Source organism: Rhodococcus sp. KB6 (assembly GCF_001445685.1).
Lineage (GTDB): Bacteria > Actinomycetota > Actinomycetes > Mycobacteriales > Mycobacteriaceae > Rhodococcus_F > Rhodococcus_F qingshengii.
Window position 1 is genome coordinate 382,237 of record NZ_LNAK01000134.1, and the last position, 15,572, is coordinate 397,808.

Genomic DNA, 15,572 nt, shown 5'->3' on the forward strand with positions numbered 1-15,572 from the left:
CAGCAGGTCGCTTCCGCTCGAACCCGGTCCGGTTCGAGTACTTTGGCGAAGGTGACCTTCGCTCATGACGAACGACTCGCCCTGGTGGACAGCATGGTCGAATTCGGCCCCGATGCTCCGACACTGTGTGGGGAGTGGACCAATCGTGACCTGGCAGCACATCTGATAGTCCGGGAGCGGCGTCTCGACGCCGCTCCCGGAATCATGTTGAGCCCTCTTGCCGGTCACACCGAGAGCGTGCGTAAGGCCGCAGCGGCGCGTCCGTGGGAGGAGATCCTCGACGACGTTCGGAGTGGGCCGCCTCGGTGGTCGCCGATGTACTGGCTCGACGCGCAGGTGAATAGCACGGAAATGTTCGTCCACCACGAAGATGTACGACGCGCACATCTGAATTGGGCGCCGCGTCCGTTGTCGGAGGGTCGGCAGGCTCAGCTGTGGAAGTACGCGCGGCAGATCGGCAAGATGGGTTACCGCAAAGCCGCTGTCGAGGTGATTTTCGAACTTCCGTCCGGCGAGAGTGCGGTCGTCCACAAAGCCGGCTCTCGCAGTGTTGTCCTGCAGGGTGAACCCGCCGAGTTGCTGCTGCACGCTTTCGGTCGCAACGAGGTGAAGATCGAAGCCAAAGGTGAACTGGCCGACGTTCAATCCGTGATGGCGCTCGATCGCAGTTTCTGATGGCCCCCTTCTGCCGGAGCGGAGCTCGACAGACGGGTTGTGAAGATCACGTTTCGCACTCGCCACCAGTGTTGCTGGTGTTGCGGATGGTCCAGATGGGGTCGCACAGACTAGCCTGAACTCCATGGCAGGTAAGTCGAGCGCCCGGGGATCCAGTACAAGCACGTCTACGTCCAGGGCATCGACCAGGTCGTCAGCCTCTACTCCGAGCGCGCGCGCAACCGCAAAACCTCGTGCCTCGCGCACCACGCGAACTGTATCGACTCCTCGAAATGTCACGACTTCGGCCAGGGCTGGTGGGCGCCCCGCGTCGGGCAAAGGCTCCAAGCCGGCGCCCAAGAAGGCGTCCGGTACGTCGTCGGCCGCGCGCCGCCCGGTATCGAAAACCTCTCAGCGGGCCAGCCCGTTGGCCGCTGTGGGCAAGGGAATCGGAGCCGGGTGGTCCCTGGCTGCCCGCGGCGTCGGCGCCACCACACGCACCGTCAGTAAGGTCGGTGAGATCGAAGCCGGCCACCGCCGCGACGGAATAGCGCTCGGCCTGATCGCATTCAGCGTCGTCATCGCCGGTGGCGTCTGGTTCAAGGCCGGTGGTCCGATCGGCGGCGGCATCGACACCCTCGTGCGGGCGATCTTCGGCGCGGCCTCGGCCGTGCTCCCCATCGTCGGCGTCGGTCTCGCGATCCTGTTGATGCGCACCGAACCGAAACCTGAGATCCGGCCCCGACTGATCATGGGATCCTTGCTGGTCGGTCTGCCGGCGCTCGGCCTCTGGCACATCATCTCGGGTTCACCGACAGACGCCACCGGTCGCTCCAACGGCGCAGGGTTTGTCGGATACGTCGTGGGCGGCCCGCTCACCAACGGGCTCACCGTCTGGCTGTCTGCGCCGCTGCTCGTCATCGCCGCCGGATTCGGAATCCTCCTTCTGACCGGAACGACTCTGCGTGAGGTGCCGAGCAAGTTCCAGTCCTTCTTCGGTGCCTCGTATCGCTCGGACGAATACGGCGACTACGGATCCGAATTCGACGAGGACGGCGAGCACCACTACGGCGAATCTGCTTACGATCCTTCACTGTTCGACGCCGACGGCTACCCGGTCGACACCTACGCCGAGCCACCGCTCAAGCCCGCCAAGCGGACCAGCCGACGCGCACCGATCGACAACTACCCGACGGACGAGTTCGAATCCGGAGACAAGAAGACCGAAGTCCTCGGTCTGTGGAACGCCGACGACACCGCAGTACCCGACGAGCCCGTCGCGGCTGCGGCAGCGCCCGTCGTGGAGACGCCGGCACCGCGCCCCAAGGTGCCTGCGCGTTCGGTCCCCATCGCCAAGCCCGTGCCGAAACCCGAACCGGAGCCGGAGGAGAAGGAACACTTCGTCACCGATCGGGTCACCGACGGTGACTACAACCTCCCGCCGACGACGTTGCTGATCGAGGGAGACCCGCCCAAGCTCCGCAGTTCTGCGAACGACGCGATGATCGAGGCGATCAGCGAAGTCCTCGAACAGTTCAAGATCGATGCCGCTGTTACCGGTTTCACCCGCGGACCGACGGTGACGCGCTACGAGGTCGAACTCGGCCCAGGCGTGAAGGTCGAGAAGATCACCGCGCTCGCCCGCAACATCGCGTACGCCGTGGCAACCGACAACGTCCGCCTCCTGGCCCCCATTCCGGGTAAGTCCGCGGTGGGTATCGAGGTACCGAACTCCGACCGCGAAATGGTCCGCCTCGCCGACGTTTTGAACGCGCCGAGCACCCGACGCGATCACCATCCGCTGGTGATCGGTCTGGGTAAGGACATCGAAGGTGACTTCGTCAGTGCGAACCTCGCGAAGATGCCCCACCTTCTGGTGGCAGGTTCGACCGGCTCGGGTAAGTCGAGCTTCGTGAACTCGATGCTCGTCTCGTTGCTCACCCGAGCAACGCCCGAAGAAGTACGGATGATCCTCATCGACCCCAAGATGGTCGAGCTCACGCCGTACGAAGGTATCCCGCACCTGATCACGCCGATCATCACTCAGCCGAAGAAGGCAGCGGCAGCGCTGGCCTGGTTGGTCGAGGAGATGGAACAGCGCTACCAGGACATGCAGGCCAACCGGGTGCGTCATATCGACGACTTCAACTCCAAGGTCAAGTCCGGCGAAATCACCGCCCCGCTGGGCAGCGAGCGCGTCTACCGTCCGTACCCCTACATCCTGGCGATCGTGGACGAGTTGGCCGACCTCATGATGACCGCGCCGCGCGACGTCGAAGAAGCAATCGTCCGCATCACGCAGAAAGCCCGTGCTGCCGGTATCCACCTGGTGCTGGCAACGCAGCGCCCGTCCGTCGACGTCGTCACCGGCCTGATCAAGACCAACGTGCCCTCGCGTCTGGCGTTCGCGACGTCTTCACTGACGGACTCGCGAGTCATCCTCGATCAGCCCGGCGCCGAGAAGCTCATCGGTATGGGTGACGGCCTCTTCCTGCCCATGGGCGCGGGTAAGCCGACCCGTATGCAGGGCGCGTTCATCACCGACGAGGAAATCTCGGCAGTTGTCGACTTCGCGAAAAACCAGGCCGAGCCCGAGTACACCGAAGGTGTCACCGCACAGAAGGCAGGGGAGAAGAAGGACGTCGACCCCGACATCGGCGACGACATGGATGTCCTCCTGCAGGCCGTGGAATTGGTCATCACGAGTCAATTCGGTTCGACGTCGATGTTGCAGCGCAAGCTACGAGTCGGGTTCGCCAAGGCCGGCAGACTGATGGACCTCATGGAAAACCGCGGCGTCGTCGGACCCAGCGAGGGCTCGAAGGCACGCGAGGTGCTCATGAAGCCCGAGGAGCTCGACGGTCTGCTGTGGTCGATACGCGGCGGCGACCCGAATGAGGCACCTGCAGACGAGTAGGGACACCTCGGCGGAGAAGCCGTCGACAGACGACCGGAGGAACCCGTGCATGTGACGCCGTTGGCTTGGGGAATCACGATCGTGGTGATCCTCGGCCTGTTCGTCTTCGACTTCTTCGCCCACGTCCGCACTCCGCATGCGCCGACCTTCCGGGAGTCCGCATTCTGGTCGACGGTCTACATTTCGATCGCCATCGCCTTCGGCCTCGTCGTGATGTGGATCTGGGGCACCACGTACGGCGGTGAGTACTTCGCCGGCTACGTCACGGAGAAGGCGCTCTCGGTCGACAATCTGTTCGTCTTCGTGATCATCATGTCGACGTTCGCCGTCCCGCGAGAGTTCCAGCAGAAAGTCCTGCTGATCGGCATCGTCCTCGCATTGGTGATGCGCGGAATCTTCATCGGAGTCGGTGCGGCCGCCATCAATGCGTACAGCTGGGTGTTCTACCTCTTCGGTGCGTTCCTGATCTACACCGCGTACACCCTGATCCGCGATCACGGGCATGAGAAGGAAGCCGAGGAGAAGCGCGACAGTCGCATCATCTCACTCGTGAAGCGGGTGCTGCCGACAACCGAGGAATACGACGGGGACAAACTGATCACCCGGATCGACGGCAAGCGCGTCGTGACACCGTTGTTGTTGGCGCTCATCGCAATCGGGTTTGCCGACGTGCTCTTCGCGCTCGATTCGATTCCGGCGATCTACGGTCTGACCCAGGAACCGTATCTGGTGTTCACCGCCAACGCCTTCGCGCTGATGGGTCTACGGCAGCTGTACTTCCTGATCGGTGGGTTGCTCGAACGGCTGGTCTATCTCTCGTACGGGCTCTCGATAATCCTGGCGTTCATCGGTGTGAAATTGGTACTTCACGCGTTGCACGAGAACACCCTCTCGTTCGTCAACGGAGGTGAACACGTCTCCGTCCCGGAAATCTCCACGGCACTCTCACTCGGAGTGATCATCGGAGTATTGGCGGTGACGACGGTCGCGAGCCTGTTGAAGACTCGCGACCGGGCGGGGGAGTAAGCCGGGGCCGGGGCCCTCAGGCGCTGAACTGACCCAACACCGGAACCCACTCGGTGATCCGGACCTTCTCGATCAAATCGGCGATCGCGAACGGATCGTGGGTGAAGAGGAGGGAAACGGTGTCGGCGTCTGCGGCGTCGACGATGATCAGCGCGCCGTTTCCATCTGCAAACGGGCCGGATGACAAGACGATCGAGCGGGAAACCAGATCCGCGAGCCACGCGCGGTGATCGCTACGGACTTCGTCGCGCTGAGCGTTCTTCTCGGGCGCGTAGGTGTATTCGACGAGGAACAACGACATCGTGAACCGCTTTCGGGGCTGGTGATCGAGAGGGTGGTGTGTGAAGAGTCTGAACGGTTCAGAGAGTCAGGAGCATGCGAGTATTGCCGAGTGTGTTGGGTTTCACATAGCTCAGATCGAGGAACTCGGCGACGCCGGCGTCGTAGGACCGACACATTTCCGCATAGACCTCGGCGGTGACGGGGGTGCCGTCGATCTCCGCGAATCCGTGACGGTGGAAGAACTCGGTCTCGAACGTCAAAACGAACAACCGTTCCAACTCCAATTCCTTGGCGACCTCGATGAGTTTGTCGACGACGTGGAAACCTGCGCCCTGGCCTTTGGCAGTCGGATCGACTGCGACGGTGCGGATCTCACCCAGGTCCGCCCACAGCACATGCAGTGCGCCGCAAGCGATTACCTGGCCGCCTCGCTCGGCGACCCAGAACTCCTGGACTGCCTCGTACAGCGTCACGAGATTCTTCTCGAGGAGGATCTTGCCGGCGTAGATGTCGATCAGACGCTTGATTTCGGGGATGTCCGACGTTCGCGCGCGACGCACGATCAACTGGCTCTCGGTATAGGTCGGCGCGGTCGAAGTCATGTGGTGCACATTAGTCAATGGCCCTACCGATATTCTAAGTCGCGTGCCTGTCCGCCCCACGCAATTCCCGCGCCGCTCGGCTTTGTCCCGGGTTCGGCTCACCGCCTGTGCGGCGATCCGATGAGTACCCCGCGCGATCAGACCGACGCCCATCGCGCCGCCGTCGGCCCGTCCGACGGCACACCTGTCGCGGACAACCCGGTTCCGTTGCTGAACATCGCGAACATTCTCACGATGGTCCGAATGGTTCTCGTTCCGGTTTTTCTCGTTGTTCTGTTCGTCGACGGCGGACACTCGACGTGGTGGCGTCTCGGGGCAATGGGCGTGTTCATCGTCGCCGCGATCACGGATCGGATCGACGGCCAATTGGCTCGGAAGTACGGTCTGGTCACCGATTTCGGCAAACTCATGGACCCGATCGCGGACAAGGCACTGATCGGCGCCGCGCTGATCGGTCTTTCGGTTCTCGGTGACCTGTCGTGGTGGGTGACCGGAATAATCATCGCCCGAGAACTCGGAATCACGCTGTTGCGGTTCGCGGTACTGCGGCACGCGGTCATCCCGGCGGGCAAGGGCGGCAAGCTCAAAACCCTCGTGCAGGCCGTCGCGATCGGGTTCTACCTGTGCCCGCTGCCGAGCAGTTGGGACATCGTCAGCGGATTGCTGATGGCTGCTGCCGTCGTGCTGACGGTGGCGACGGGAATCGAATACATCGTGCAGGCGATCAGGCTTCGCGCCGGAGTTCGCGCAGTCGAGTCATGACGGACCCGCTGCTCGCACTCGGAGTGGTCGAACTCGTCGACGCCCTTGGCGCCGCGAGGCAGACTGTCGCCGCCGCCGAATCTCTGACGGCTGGCTTGTTCACGGCTGCGGTCGCGTCCGTGCCAGGGTCGAGCGCGGTGCTGCGTGGGGGTCTGGTCGTGTACGCGACCGACCTGAAAGCAACACTGGCCGGTGTGGATCCAAGCCGCCTGGCAACGGACGGCCCCGTGTCCGAGAGCACGGCGGTGGCATTGGCGCTCGGTGCCCGGACGAAGTGCGGTGCGGACTGGGGTATCGGTCTGACCGGAGTCGCCGGTCCGAGTGAGCAGGACGGACACCCGGTCGGAACAGTGTTTCTCGGTATCGCCGGCCCTGACGGAACCAAATGCGAACCGCTCGCGCTCGGCGGCGAACGGTGGGAGATTCGGACAACCGCGGTCGCGACTGCCGTGTCGCGGTTACGTGATCGTGTCGCAGAGCGTGCGGCACGATAGGCTCGGGAACCAATCGGATGTGTTCGGACGTTGACGATTGTGAAGACGTACGACCATGCACGATGAGGTCACGGATGAAGGAGGAGCGAGATGGCGCTGCTATTGCGTGAGGCAATCGGTGACAGTCTCCGGCGTACGCGCGTTTCGCAGAGCCGCACGCTACGTGAGGTGTCGAACAGCGCGCGTGTGAGCTTGGGCTATCTGTCCGAAGTGGAACGTGGACGTAAGGAAGCATCGAGCGAACTGTTGGCGGCGATCTGTGATGCGCTCGCAGTCCCACTGTCCGACGTGCTGGTCGACGTGAGCGAGACCCTGGCCACGAAGAAGAGCGCTCCGGTAGCTGGTCGACAGGTCGCCGAACCCGCCGTGTCGGCTTCCGGTTCGGTCTCGGCTTCCGGTTCGCCGACAATCGCACGCGATACCCGCGTCGTGATTCCGGCACCGAACGCTCGAAGGTTGGCGGCGGCGTAGCCACTACCGGCCGTAACCGATAGATTTTGTACGTAACCGCCGGTTTCCAGCAGGTGGGGTCAGAGCAGATAGGGCGCAGCCCTTGTTTCGGTGCGCGACGGTCGCGCTCCGGGTCGCGTTCGGCGCGGCGCATCAGATGGAGGCAGGATCAAACCAATGGCTAATCCTTTCGTCAAGGGCTGGAAGTACCTGATGGCGCTCTTCAATTCGAAGATCGATGAGAAGGCAGATCCAAAGGTTCAGATTCAGCAGGCGATCGAGGACGCACAGCGCCAGCATCAGGCGTTGTCCCAGCAGGCTGCGTCGGTGATCGGTAATCAGCGTCAACTCGAGATGAAGCTCAGCCGTCAACTCGACGAGGTCGAAAAGCTCAACGCCAACGCGCGCCAGGCCGTCAACCTCGCCGATCAGGCCGCTGCTGCCGGCGACAACGACAAGGCGATCCAGTACACCAACGCTGCCGAAGCTTTTGCGGCCCAGTTGGTGACGGCCGAGCAGGGCGTCGAAGATCTGAAGGCACTGCACGACCAGTCCTTGCAGGCCGCCGCTCAGGCCAAGAAGGCTGTCGAGCAGAACGCGATGACTCTGCAGGCAAAGGTTGCCGAGCGCACCAAGCTGCTCAGCCAGCTGGAGCAGGCCAAGATGCAGGAGCGCGTGAGCGAGTCCCTTCGGTCCATGGACAGCACGCTGTCGGCTCCCGGCAACACACCCAGCCTCGATGCTGTGCGCGACAAGATCGAGCGGCGTTACGCCGACGCACTCGGCTCTGCCGAACTCGCTCAGAACTCCGTTCAAGGCCGCATGATGGAGGTCCAGCAGGCCTCGGTCCAGATGGCAGGGCACAGTCGCCTCGAGCAGATTCGTGCTTCCATGAAGGGCGAGGCACTGCCGTCCGGCGGCGCAGCAGCCACTCCTGCGACTCCGTCCGTCGAGAAGCAGCCCCCGGCTGCCGGTCAGACCGGGCAGTAGCCGAATCCTCGATGTCGGCAGTGATGCTCTGATGTTTTCTTCACGAGACGGTCGATCTGGGCGCGAGCCCCGGTCGGCCGTTCCCGTTTCCGTATCCGGCGCCTTCGGAGCGTTGGGACGCACCGCGGACACATTGCGCGAGGTCGGACTGTCTGCGGCGGATGCCGCTCGGCGGTGGCAGGACCCGCGCGCCAAATTCGAGCGCAAACGTGCCCGTGCACGTCGACGCGCTCAGCGTTGGGGTTTCATGTCCGGCGGATCAGTGGTCGGCACGGCCGGCCTTGCTGTTGCGTCGGCCCCCGAGTGGTCGGTGGTCGTGGCAGGCGGGGGAGCGGCACTGTTCGCGGTTCCCGCCGTCATCGCGGTCGGCCGCTACCGTTCGATGAGTTCCGGCCCACCGCCGTCGGCGCCGATTCGCCGGCGCTTGCCACCGTCGTCGTCTCGCGCGTTCATCCCGATGTCTCGCCTCATCGGCGCCGAGACTTCGTTGTTCGAGATCTTGAGTGTGCTCAGGCGCGCCGACACCATCGACCCCGGTGAGTTGGACGAAATCACTGTTACCGCCGATTCGGCATTGAGAGCGATGTTCGCGGTGTCTTCGGATGTCGTCGCAATGGAACGCGCCGTGGCCGCTACACCCAAGGTGACCGAACCTCTTGATCCCACCATCGACGGCGCAGTTCTTGAGTTGCAGTCGGGGTTGGATCAGTACGAGGATCTGGTGACCTCCGCAGCTGCATTGACAGCGCCTCACAGCCCTTCGGCTCTGGTGGGATTCAACCGAGAACTCTCGGCGCTGCACGCGGCCGCCGAGCGACTTTCGGCGCTTGCCGACGCCATCGGCGAGGTGGACGACATCACCCGCAAGTACAACTGACAGTTCCTGGTCTGATTGGCGCTCAGTCGTCGGCGCCGCGGGCTGCCAATGCTTCACCCATCGCATCTGCGGTCATCAGGGTGCCGACGATGACCGGCACTGCGAAGGAACGCAGCGAGAAGCCGAGCCCTCGTGCCTTGCGTGCTTCGGACACCTGTGTGATGACCTCGAACATCAGCGGAATGCACCGGATCGTCATTGCCAGGAGCAAGGCGATCCGTTCGGGATTGACGCCGAAGCGTCGCAAGGGTGTCAGGAACCGGGTGATCGCGTCGAGCATCTCGGAGATCCGCGTGGTCAGACCCATGATCGCCGCGAAGGCGATCGAGATGATCAGGACGCCGCACACGACGGTCGCTCGCTGCCACCCCGCGACCACCAGCTGGAACGCGCCGATGAACAGCAACATCCACAGTGCGGGTCGCAGCTGCCGGATCGCCGTCATCGGCGGGATGCGCGCAATGACGTACAGGGCGATGACGACGATCGCGGGAGCTGCCAGCTGCCACGGCTCACGTACGAAGATCGAGACGGCCAGGATCGCCACGATCAATGCGAAGAGCTTGATCCCCGTCGGCATCCGGTGCAGGAGCGATGTGCCCGGCCGGTAGACGCCGAGAGTGGTCACGAGACCAACGACCGGTAATGGCCGATCGAGTCGGCGGGGGAGCCGTCGGCGACGACACGGCCTTGGTCGACAACCAACACCCGTTCGAATGATTCGAGGAGGTCGAGTTGGTGGGTCACGACGATCAGTTGTTGATCGAGTGACTCGAACACCGAGCTGATGAGTCGCGAGTTGCGAAGATCGAGGAGCGTGGTGGGCTCGTCGGCGACGAGTACGTTCGGCTCTGTCACCATGATGGCCGCGAGCGCGAGTAGCTGCTTCTGCCCACCGGAAAGCTGGTGGGTGGGATGGTCGGCGTGCCCGGCGAGGCCGTAGCGTTCGAGCACCGAGGCCACCTTTGCGGCGCGCTCGGCTTTGCCCAATCCGCTACGGCGGAGCGAGAATTCGATGTCCTCGGCAACCGTCGGCATCACGATCTGGTGGTTGGGATCGGTGAAGACGAATCCGACCTGCTTGCGTACGTCGCGGCCCTTCTTCGCCGTGTCCAAGCCGTTGACGTGGACGTGTCCTTCCGTCGGAACGACCAGTCCGTTGATCATGCGAGCGAGCGTCGACTTGCCGCTTCCGTTCGCACCCACGATTCCGATTCGCTGCTCGCTCAGTCGCAGATCTATCTGCTGCAGGACCGTTCGTTCACCGAAGCTGTGTCCGACGTTCTCGAAGACGATCTCACTCATCGGAGATTAATTCGCCACCACGGTCTTGTTCGACGAGATCACCGAGTCGCGCAGTAGTGCCGGGTATGCCCGGTGAACCTGGGACGCGACCAACGCGGTGACGACTGCTTTTGCGGCGTCGAGCGGGATGAAGGCGGCGTTGGCCGACCACGCGGCAACGAAGCTCATGTGTCCGCGGACCATCATTCCAACGATGCCGAACGCGTAGAGAACGACGACGCCGCCGAGAAGGTTGATGCCGATGCCCGCGATGATCCGGTACTTGGGCAGCATCTTGGCGGTCAGCCATCCGATAACAAACGCCGTCGGGATCCAACCGATGAGGAATCCGGCTGTCGGGCTCGATAGAGACACGAGTGCGGTGCGACCGCCGGCAAGGACCGGTAGACCGACCAATCCCAGAGCAATGACCGTCAGGACGGCGAGAACACCCTTGCGCGGTCCGAGTAGAGCGCCGGCCATCATGACGCCCATGGACTGAAGGGTGATCGGCACGCCGGAAATGCCGATGTTGATCGACCCGGGTAGGCCCAGCGCGATGATGAGTGCGGCGAAGACGGCTACATGCGCGAGATCGCGAGCGGGGAAACGGGTCGTAGACACTGCGGACGTGCTCCTTCGGCATACGGGATCGAACTTCGCGAGTTTACGCCAGGAGCAAGCTCCCATGGGTTGGACACCTGACCTGCGTGAGGGCCGGTCTCGGGGTGAACCCTGATCTTTACCTGAACTTGCCGCTGAGCTGCTGCTTTGTCACGCCAGACCTGTCAGGCTGGTTCTACGGACGACGCAGCACCTGTCCGATTCGACTGATTATTCAACGGCACGTTGGAGGTAAGCATGTTTTGGAAGATCGTTTTGGCCGTCGTACTGGTGTGGGTCGCACTCGCGGTGGTCGGTGCGCTGATCAAGGGGCTTTTCTGGGTTCTGGTGGTCGGCGCTGTCGGCTTCGGAATCTACTTCCTGGTGAAGGCGATGTCGGGAAGTGACGACAATTCGCCCGCTTCGCGGTTCTGACGGGCAAGATCTGCCCTATGGAAAACTTCCCCGAGGACTGGCAGCGCGCGATTGTCATCGTGGCGCATCCCGATGACATCGAATACGGCGCAGCCGCAGCAGTGGCGCAGTGGACCGATCGCGGCAAAGACGTGCGATATGTCCTGGCCACGCGCGGCGAGGCCGGAATCGCCGGTCTGTCGCCCGAGGAGTCCGGCCCGATCCGCGAGGAAGAAGAGCGTCGCTCGGCCGCGATCGTCGGTGTCGGTGAGGTGGAGTTCCTCGGCCTGCCCGACGGTCGTCTCGTGGAAGGCTTGGAGTTGCGCTCGACTCTCGCCGCAGCAATTCGCCGCCACCGTCCGGAATTGGTGGTGACGATGAACTTCTCCCACACCTGGAGCCCCGGCTATCTGAACAGCGCAGATCACCGTGCACTCGGGATCAGCGTTCTCGACGCAACTGCCGACGCAGCAAACGAATGGATCTTTCCCTCGTTGACGGCGCAGGGACTGGCGCCGTGGCCCGGTGTTCGGTGGGTTGCGGTCAATACGATGACTCCCACACACTGCGTCGACGTGACGTCGACGGTCGATCGCGCCGTGGATTCGCTCGCGGAACATGCGCGATATCTGGCGGCGCTGAGTTCCACGCCGATCCGGGAACAGGCGCGCGCACAGATCGACATGGTCAGCGGACCGAAGCCTGGTTTCGACGCCGAGCGAGCAGTTGGTTTCGAGTTGTACTATTTCTGATGATCTCTGAGCGAGAGAAATCGCAAGTCCCGACGGGATTACCGGTGACTTGTCCGGTATTGTGTTACACGCGATGGTAATCCGTAACGCAGATGACTCATTTGCCCCTCGCAAGGCAGATGGTCAGCGCATCCCCAGCCGCGAGATCGACGACGTGATTCTCGACGCAGCAAGGTCGTGTGTCCTCGATTTCGGAATGCAGCGAACCACACTTGCCGAGATCTCGCGTCGCGCCGGCGTGAGCCGACCGACGGTCTACCGGCGATGGCCGGACACGCGAGCTGTCGTCGCGGACCTGCTCACCCGGGAGATCCGATCGGTGCTGCCCGAGGTGACCTTCAACGGGTCTGCCGGCACGTTGCTCGTGGAGGCGATCGGTGACGTCGTCGGCCAGATTCGCGACCATCCGCTCTTCGTGAAAATTCGGCAAGCTGATCAAGAATTGCTGACGACCTACATCGTGGACCGGCTCGGCGCGAGCCAGAAGTCGATTCTCGAGCTGATCACATCCGTTGTCGCGGCCGGCCAACAAGACGGTTCGATTCGCGAGGGAAGCGTCAACGAGATCGCGGCGATGGTTCTACTGATGGCTCAGTCCGTCGTCATTTCTGCGCCGACTCTCGAGCCGGAGCTTTCCTCCGATGCGTCGGTCGAGCAACTTCGATATGCGGTCGCTGCTTATCTGGCACCCGTCAAGAATTCGGGAGAATAGCTGTGAGCCCCCTAGATTCAGCAGGCAGCGATTCAGCGCTCAACGCACAACGGCGTACTCGTGAACTCGAGCAGTTGGCGAACGGCGATTCGGTCGACGTCCTGGTGATCGGCGGCGGAATCACCGGTGTCGGTGTCGCTCTCGACGCCGTGACTCGTGGGCTCAGTGTTGCGCTGGTCGAAAAGCACGACCTCGCGTTCGGCACCAGCCGCTGGAGTTCGAAACTCGCACACGGCGGCCTTCGGTACCTGGCTTCCGGCAATGTCGGTATAGCGCGTGAAAGTGCGGTCGAGCGCGGCATTCTCATGACGCGCACCGCGCCGCACCTCGTTCGCGCCATGCCCCAACTCGTACCGCTGTTGCCCGAAACGTCGTTCCTCGGGAAGGCCCTGGTGCGTACCGGTTTCCTGGCTGGTGACGCTCTGCGCATGTCGGCGCGAACCCCGGCTTCGGTGCTGCCCAGATCACGGACGGTCAGCGCTGCGCGGGCGCGCGAATTGGCTCCCGCGGTCAAGCGGGAAAACCTACGAGGCGCCTTGACCGCGTTCGACGGGCAGCTCATCGACGACGCCCGCCTCGTCGTCGGTATCGCCAGAACCGCAGCGTCGCACGGCGCGCGAATCCTGACGCGCGTCGGTGCTTACGACGTATCCGGAACGTCGGCCACCTTGCGCGACGAGTTGACCGGATCCGAGTTCTTGATGCGTGCCCGCGTCGTGGTCAATGCGACCGGTGTCTGGGCTGATCAGGTCGACTCCAGCATCACCCTGCGCCCCAGCCGCGGGACGCACCTGGTGCTCGATGCAGCGCGATTGGGGAACCCCACGGCAGCACTGACCGTGCCGATTCCCGGCGAGACCAACCGTTTCGTCTTCGCCCTGCCCGCCCAGCTCGGCCGGATCTACCTCGGGTTGACCGACGAAGCAGCGCCGGGACCGGTGCCTGACGTACCGACGGCGTCCGAGGACGAGATCGGCTTCCTGCTCGACACCGTGAACACGGCGTTGGAAGCTCCGCTGACCCGTGGGGACGTCTTGGGGACCTTCGCGGGTCTGCGTCCGCTGCTGGACACCGGTGAAGGCTCGACGGCCGACCTCTCGCGCAATCACGCTGTAGTCCGTTCGGACTCGGGCTTGGTCACGGTGGTAGGCGGAAAACTCACGACGTACCGCAAGATGGCCGAAGACGCCGTCGACGCTGCGGTCGAGGTCGGGTCGCTGAGCGCCGGGGCATGTCGGACACGCGCGTTGCCGCTGGTAGGCGCTGCATCACCGGCGGAATTGAAGAAGATCAAGGCACCCGCGTCATTGGTGGCGCGATACGGCACCGAGGCCGAGGTCGTTGCCGCGGCGAGCGGCGATCGTCTCCGGTCGGTTGCGGACTTGGAGATCTGCGGTGCCGAGTTCGATTTCGCGGTGTCGCATGAAGGCGCCCTCGACGTCGACGACGTCCTCGATCGCAGGACGAGAATCGGATTGGTGGTTTCGGATCGCGAACGCGCACTGGGTGCGGCGGAACAGGCCTTTCACTCGGTGTGACACTCTGATCCGGTGCGTGTAGCCGTTGTTGCCGGGCCGGACCCGGGTCATGCTTTTCCCGCAATAGCGTTGTCGCTGGCGTTGATCCAGGCCGGCGACGAACCGATCCTGTACACGGGGACCCGGTGGGTCGAGGCAGCGCGAGCAGCCGGCGTGGAAGCCGAGCCGCTCAAGGGCTTGGCCCCGCGGCCGGGAGACGACGATCTTGATGCAGGTGCTCGGATTCATTCGCGCGCCGCCTATATTTCCACCGAACTGCTTCCCGACCTGAAGTCCGTCTCCCCGGATCTCGTCGTTTCCGACATCCTCACTGCCGGAGGCGGATTGGCCGCCGAAAGACTTGGCATCCCCTGGGTGGAACTCTCGCCTCACCCGCTGTACTCACCTTCACGGGGGTTGCCGCCGATCGGCAGTGGGCTCGCGCCCGGCGTCGGAATTCGTGGTCGACTCCGCGATACCCTGATGCGCGCAGCGACGGGACGTTCGATCAAGCAAGGGTTGGCCCAGCGATCCCAGGCCCGTGTCGGTGTCGGACTGCCCGCTCTGGATCCCGGTCCGCAAGCGCGGCTGATCGCAACACTTCCGGCACTCGAAGTGCCTCGCCCCGACTGGCCGGAGCGCGCTCACGTCGTCGGACCGCTTCTGTGGGAGCCGACCGAGGTGATTCTGGATCCACCGCCAGGTGACGAACCGCTGGTTATGGTGGCGCCCTCCACGGCGCACACCGGCGCAGTGGGAATGTTCGAGGGCACGGTCGAAGGACTCGGCGGAGCCGGTGTGCGGCTGATCGCGTCGATGCTCGACGGAGCCGAAGGCGAGCATCCCGATTGGGTTCGTGCAGGTCTCGGACGCCAGGACGCGATGCTGCGTGACGCGTCGGTGTTGGTGTGCGGCGGCGGGCACGGCATGTTGGCGAAGGCCTTGCTGGCCGGCGTGCCGACGGTCGTCGTTCCCGGGGGTGGGGACCAGTGGGAGTTGGCCAATCGCGCTGCGCGGGCAGGGACGTCGGTGATCGTGCGGCCCGCAGATGCCCGCTCGATTCGCGATGCCGTACTGCAGGTGCTCTCCGACAAACGATTTGCGGAAGCTGCGATGTCCGCTGCCGCGACTGCGTCGCAGGTCACCGATCCGGTGGCGGTGTGCCGACAGGTGGTCAACGGCGGTGTGACGGCGTGAGCATGTTGCGCCTGAATGCAGGTGCACCGCTCTGTGGAC

Annotated in this window: 18 protein-coding genes; 13 read left to right on the forward strand and 5 right to left on the reverse strand. The window is 63.6% G+C overall.

Going from position 1 to position 15,572, the window contains the following annotated elements:
- Positions 1 to 51: 51 nt before the first annotated feature.
- The 3 genes from ASU23_RS21705 to ASU23_RS21715 all read left to right on the forward strand — a co-directional run bounded on the left by ASU23_RS21705 (position 52) and on the right by ASU23_RS21715 (position 4,597).
- Positions 52 to 675 (forward strand): TIGR03085 family metal-binding protein, encoded by a 624-nt coding sequence (locus tag ASU23_RS21705; RefSeq protein ID WP_058038692.1) that lies wholly within the window; start codon positions 52 to 54, stop codon positions 673 to 675.
- Positions 676 to 799: 124 nt separating this feature from the next.
- Entirely contained in the window at positions 800 to 3,571 is a 2,772-nt protein-coding gene (locus tag ASU23_RS21710; RefSeq protein ID WP_082661445.1) for a DNA translocase FtsK, read from the forward strand.
- A gap of 45 nt (positions 3,572 to 3,616) precedes the next feature.
- Positions 3,617 to 4,597 (forward strand): TerC family protein, encoded by a 981-nt coding sequence (locus tag ASU23_RS21715; RefSeq protein ID WP_058038693.1) that lies wholly within the window; start codon positions 3,617 to 3,619, stop codon positions 4,595 to 4,597.
- 16 nt (positions 4,598 to 4,613) lie between these two features.
- On the opposite strand, the gene ASU23_RS21720 is transcribed toward ASU23_RS21715, so the two are convergent.
- Positions 4,614 to 4,898, reverse strand: a complete 285-nt coding sequence (locus tag ASU23_RS21720; RefSeq protein ID WP_003942124.1) for a YciI family protein — start codon at positions 4,896 to 4,898, stop codon at positions 4,614 to 4,616.
- 58 nt (positions 4,899 to 4,956) lie between these two features.
- Positions 4,957 to 5,481 (reverse strand): amino-acid N-acetyltransferase, encoded by a 525-nt coding sequence (locus ASU23_RS21725; protein ID WP_007735157.1) that lies wholly within the window; start codon positions 5,479 to 5,481, stop codon positions 4,957 to 4,959.
- Positions 5,482 to 5,601: 120 nt separating this feature from the next.
- On the opposite strand from ASU23_RS21725, the gene pgsA reads away from it, so the two are divergent.
- The 5 genes from pgsA (at position 5,602) to ASU23_RS21750 (ending at position 9,054) form a co-directional block, all read left to right on the forward strand.
- Positions 5,602 to 6,243 (forward strand): CDP-diacylglycerol--glycerol-3-phosphate 3-phosphatidyltransferase, encoded by a 642-nt coding sequence (gene pgsA / locus ASU23_RS21730; protein ID WP_020969465.1) that lies wholly within the window; start codon positions 5,602 to 5,604, stop codon positions 6,241 to 6,243.
- On the forward strand, positions 6,240 to 6,737 hold the full coding sequence (locus tag ASU23_RS21735; protein ID WP_058038694.1) for a CinA family protein: 498 nt from the start codon (positions 6,240 to 6,242) through the stop codon (positions 6,735 to 6,737). The genes pgsA and ASU23_RS21735 overlap by 4 nt, the downstream gene beginning before the upstream one ends.
- Before the next feature lie 90 nt (positions 6,738 to 6,827).
- Entirely contained in the window at positions 6,828 to 7,208 is a 381-nt protein-coding gene (locus ASU23_RS21740; RefSeq protein WP_003942191.1) for a helix-turn-helix domain-containing protein, read from the forward strand.
- Between the two features lie 156 nt (positions 7,209 to 7,364).
- Positions 7,365 to 8,177, forward strand: a complete 813-nt coding sequence (pspA, locus tag ASU23_RS21745) for a phage shock protein PspA (RefSeq protein WP_003942098.1) — start codon at positions 7,365 to 7,367, stop codon at positions 8,175 to 8,177.
- A 31-nt stretch (positions 8,178 to 8,208) separates the two neighbouring features.
- Positions 8,209 to 9,054 carry a hypothetical protein gene (locus ASU23_RS21750; protein WP_231917320.1) on the forward strand — a complete coding sequence of 282 codons (846 nt, stop codon included), beginning with the start codon at positions 8,209 to 8,211 and terminating at the stop codon, positions 9,052 to 9,054.
- Positions 9,055 to 9,076: 22 nt separating this feature from the next.
- On the opposite strand, the gene ASU23_RS21755 is transcribed toward ASU23_RS21750, so the two are convergent.
- From ASU23_RS21755 to ASU23_RS21765, 3 genes are read right to left on the reverse strand one after another with little or no spacing between them, the layout of a single operon-like run.
- On the reverse strand, positions 9,077 to 9,682 hold the full coding sequence (locus ASU23_RS21755; RefSeq protein ID WP_054825715.1) for an energy-coupling factor transporter transmembrane protein EcfT: 606 nt from the start codon (positions 9,680 to 9,682) through the stop codon (positions 9,077 to 9,079).
- Positions 9,679 to 10,359: an energy-coupling factor ABC transporter ATP-binding protein gene (locus ASU23_RS21760; protein WP_054828100.1), complete on the reverse strand. Its 681-nt coding sequence runs from the start codon at positions 10,357 to 10,359 to the stop codon at positions 9,679 to 9,681. The genes ASU23_RS21755 and ASU23_RS21760 overlap by 4 nt, the downstream gene beginning before the upstream one ends.
- A gap of 6 nt (positions 10,360 to 10,365) precedes the next feature.
- The gene (locus ASU23_RS21765) at positions 10,366 to 10,962 is read right to left on the reverse strand and encodes a biotin transporter BioY (protein WP_007735162.1); all 597 of its coding nucleotides are present in this window, start codon (positions 10,960 to 10,962) and stop codon (positions 10,366 to 10,368) included.
- 237 nt (positions 10,963 to 11,199) lie between these two features.
- On the opposite strand from ASU23_RS21765, the gene ASU23_RS34310 reads away from it, so the two are divergent.
- The 5 genes from ASU23_RS34310 to ASU23_RS21785 all read left to right on the forward strand — a co-directional run bounded on the left by ASU23_RS34310 (position 11,200) and on the right by ASU23_RS21785 (position 15,533).
- Positions 11,200 to 11,376, forward strand: coding sequence for a hypothetical protein (locus tag ASU23_RS34310; RefSeq protein WP_003942133.1), 177 nt, complete (start codon positions 11,200 to 11,202; stop codon positions 11,374 to 11,376).
- 17 nt (positions 11,377 to 11,393) lie between these two features.
- Positions 11,394 to 12,107 (forward strand): PIG-L deacetylase family protein, encoded by a 714-nt coding sequence (locus ASU23_RS21770; protein WP_058038695.1) that lies wholly within the window; start codon positions 11,394 to 11,396, stop codon positions 12,105 to 12,107.
- Between the two features lie 73 nt (positions 12,108 to 12,180).
- Entirely contained in the window at positions 12,181 to 12,819 is a 639-nt protein-coding gene (locus ASU23_RS21775; protein ID WP_050655792.1) for a TetR/AcrR family transcriptional regulator, read from the forward strand.
- A 2-nt stretch (positions 12,820 to 12,821) separates the two neighbouring features.
- A complete protein-coding gene (locus ASU23_RS21780; RefSeq protein ID WP_058038696.1) occupies positions 12,822 to 14,357 on the forward strand; it encodes a glycerol-3-phosphate dehydrogenase/oxidase in 1,536 nt (511 codons plus the stop codon).
- Between the two features lie 12 nt (positions 14,358 to 14,369).
- Positions 14,370 to 15,533, forward strand: a complete 1,164-nt coding sequence (locus tag ASU23_RS21785; protein WP_007735167.1) for a glycosyltransferase — start codon at positions 14,370 to 14,372, stop codon at positions 15,531 to 15,533.
- Positions 15,534 to 15,572 lie beyond the last annotated feature (39 nt).

What these genes read in the sequence shown, in the direction of transcription:
- ASU23_RS21710 (WP_082661445.1), top strand. Translation starts at nt 800, where the DNA reads ATGGCAGGTAAGTCGAGCGCCCGGGGATCCAGTACAAGCACGTCTACG.
- ASU23_RS21720 (WP_003942124.1), bottom strand. Translation starts at nt 4,898, where the DNA reads ATGTCGTTGTTCCTCGTCGAATACACCTACGCGCCCGAGAAGAACGCT.
- ASU23_RS21725 (WP_007735157.1), bottom strand. Translation starts at nt 5,481, where the DNA reads ATGACTTCGACCGCGCCGACCTATACCGAGAGCCAGTTGATCGTGCGT.
- pgsA (WP_020969465.1), top strand. Translation starts at nt 5,602, where the DNA reads ATGAGTACCCCGCGCGATCAGACCGACGCCCATCGCGCCGCCGTCGGC.
- ASU23_RS21735 (WP_058038694.1), top strand. Translation starts at nt 6,240, where the DNA reads ATGACGGACCCGCTGCTCGCACTCGGAGTGGTCGAACTCGTCGACGCC.
- ASU23_RS21740 (WP_003942191.1), top strand. Translation starts at nt 6,828, where the DNA reads ATGGCGCTGCTATTGCGTGAGGCAATCGGTGACAGTCTCCGGCGTACG.
- pspA (WP_003942098.1), top strand. Translation starts at nt 7,365, where the DNA reads ATGGCTAATCCTTTCGTCAAGGGCTGGAAGTACCTGATGGCGCTCTTC.
- ASU23_RS21750 (WP_231917320.1), top strand. Translation starts at nt 8,209, where the DNA reads ATGTTTTCTTCACGAGACGGTCGATCTGGGCGCGAGCCCCGGTCGGCC.
- ASU23_RS21760 (WP_054828100.1), bottom strand. Translation starts at nt 10,359, where the DNA reads ATGAGTGAGATCGTCTTCGAGAACGTCGGACACAGCTTCGGTGAACGA.
- ASU23_RS34310 (WP_003942133.1), top strand. Translation starts at nt 11,200, where the DNA reads ATGTTTTGGAAGATCGTTTTGGCCGTCGTACTGGTGTGGGTCGCACTC.
- ASU23_RS21770 (WP_058038695.1), top strand. Translation starts at nt 11,394, where the DNA reads ATGGAAAACTTCCCCGAGGACTGGCAGCGCGCGATTGTCATCGTGGCG.
- ASU23_RS21775 (WP_050655792.1), top strand. Translation starts at nt 12,181, where the DNA reads ATGGTAATCCGTAACGCAGATGACTCATTTGCCCCTCGCAAGGCAGAT.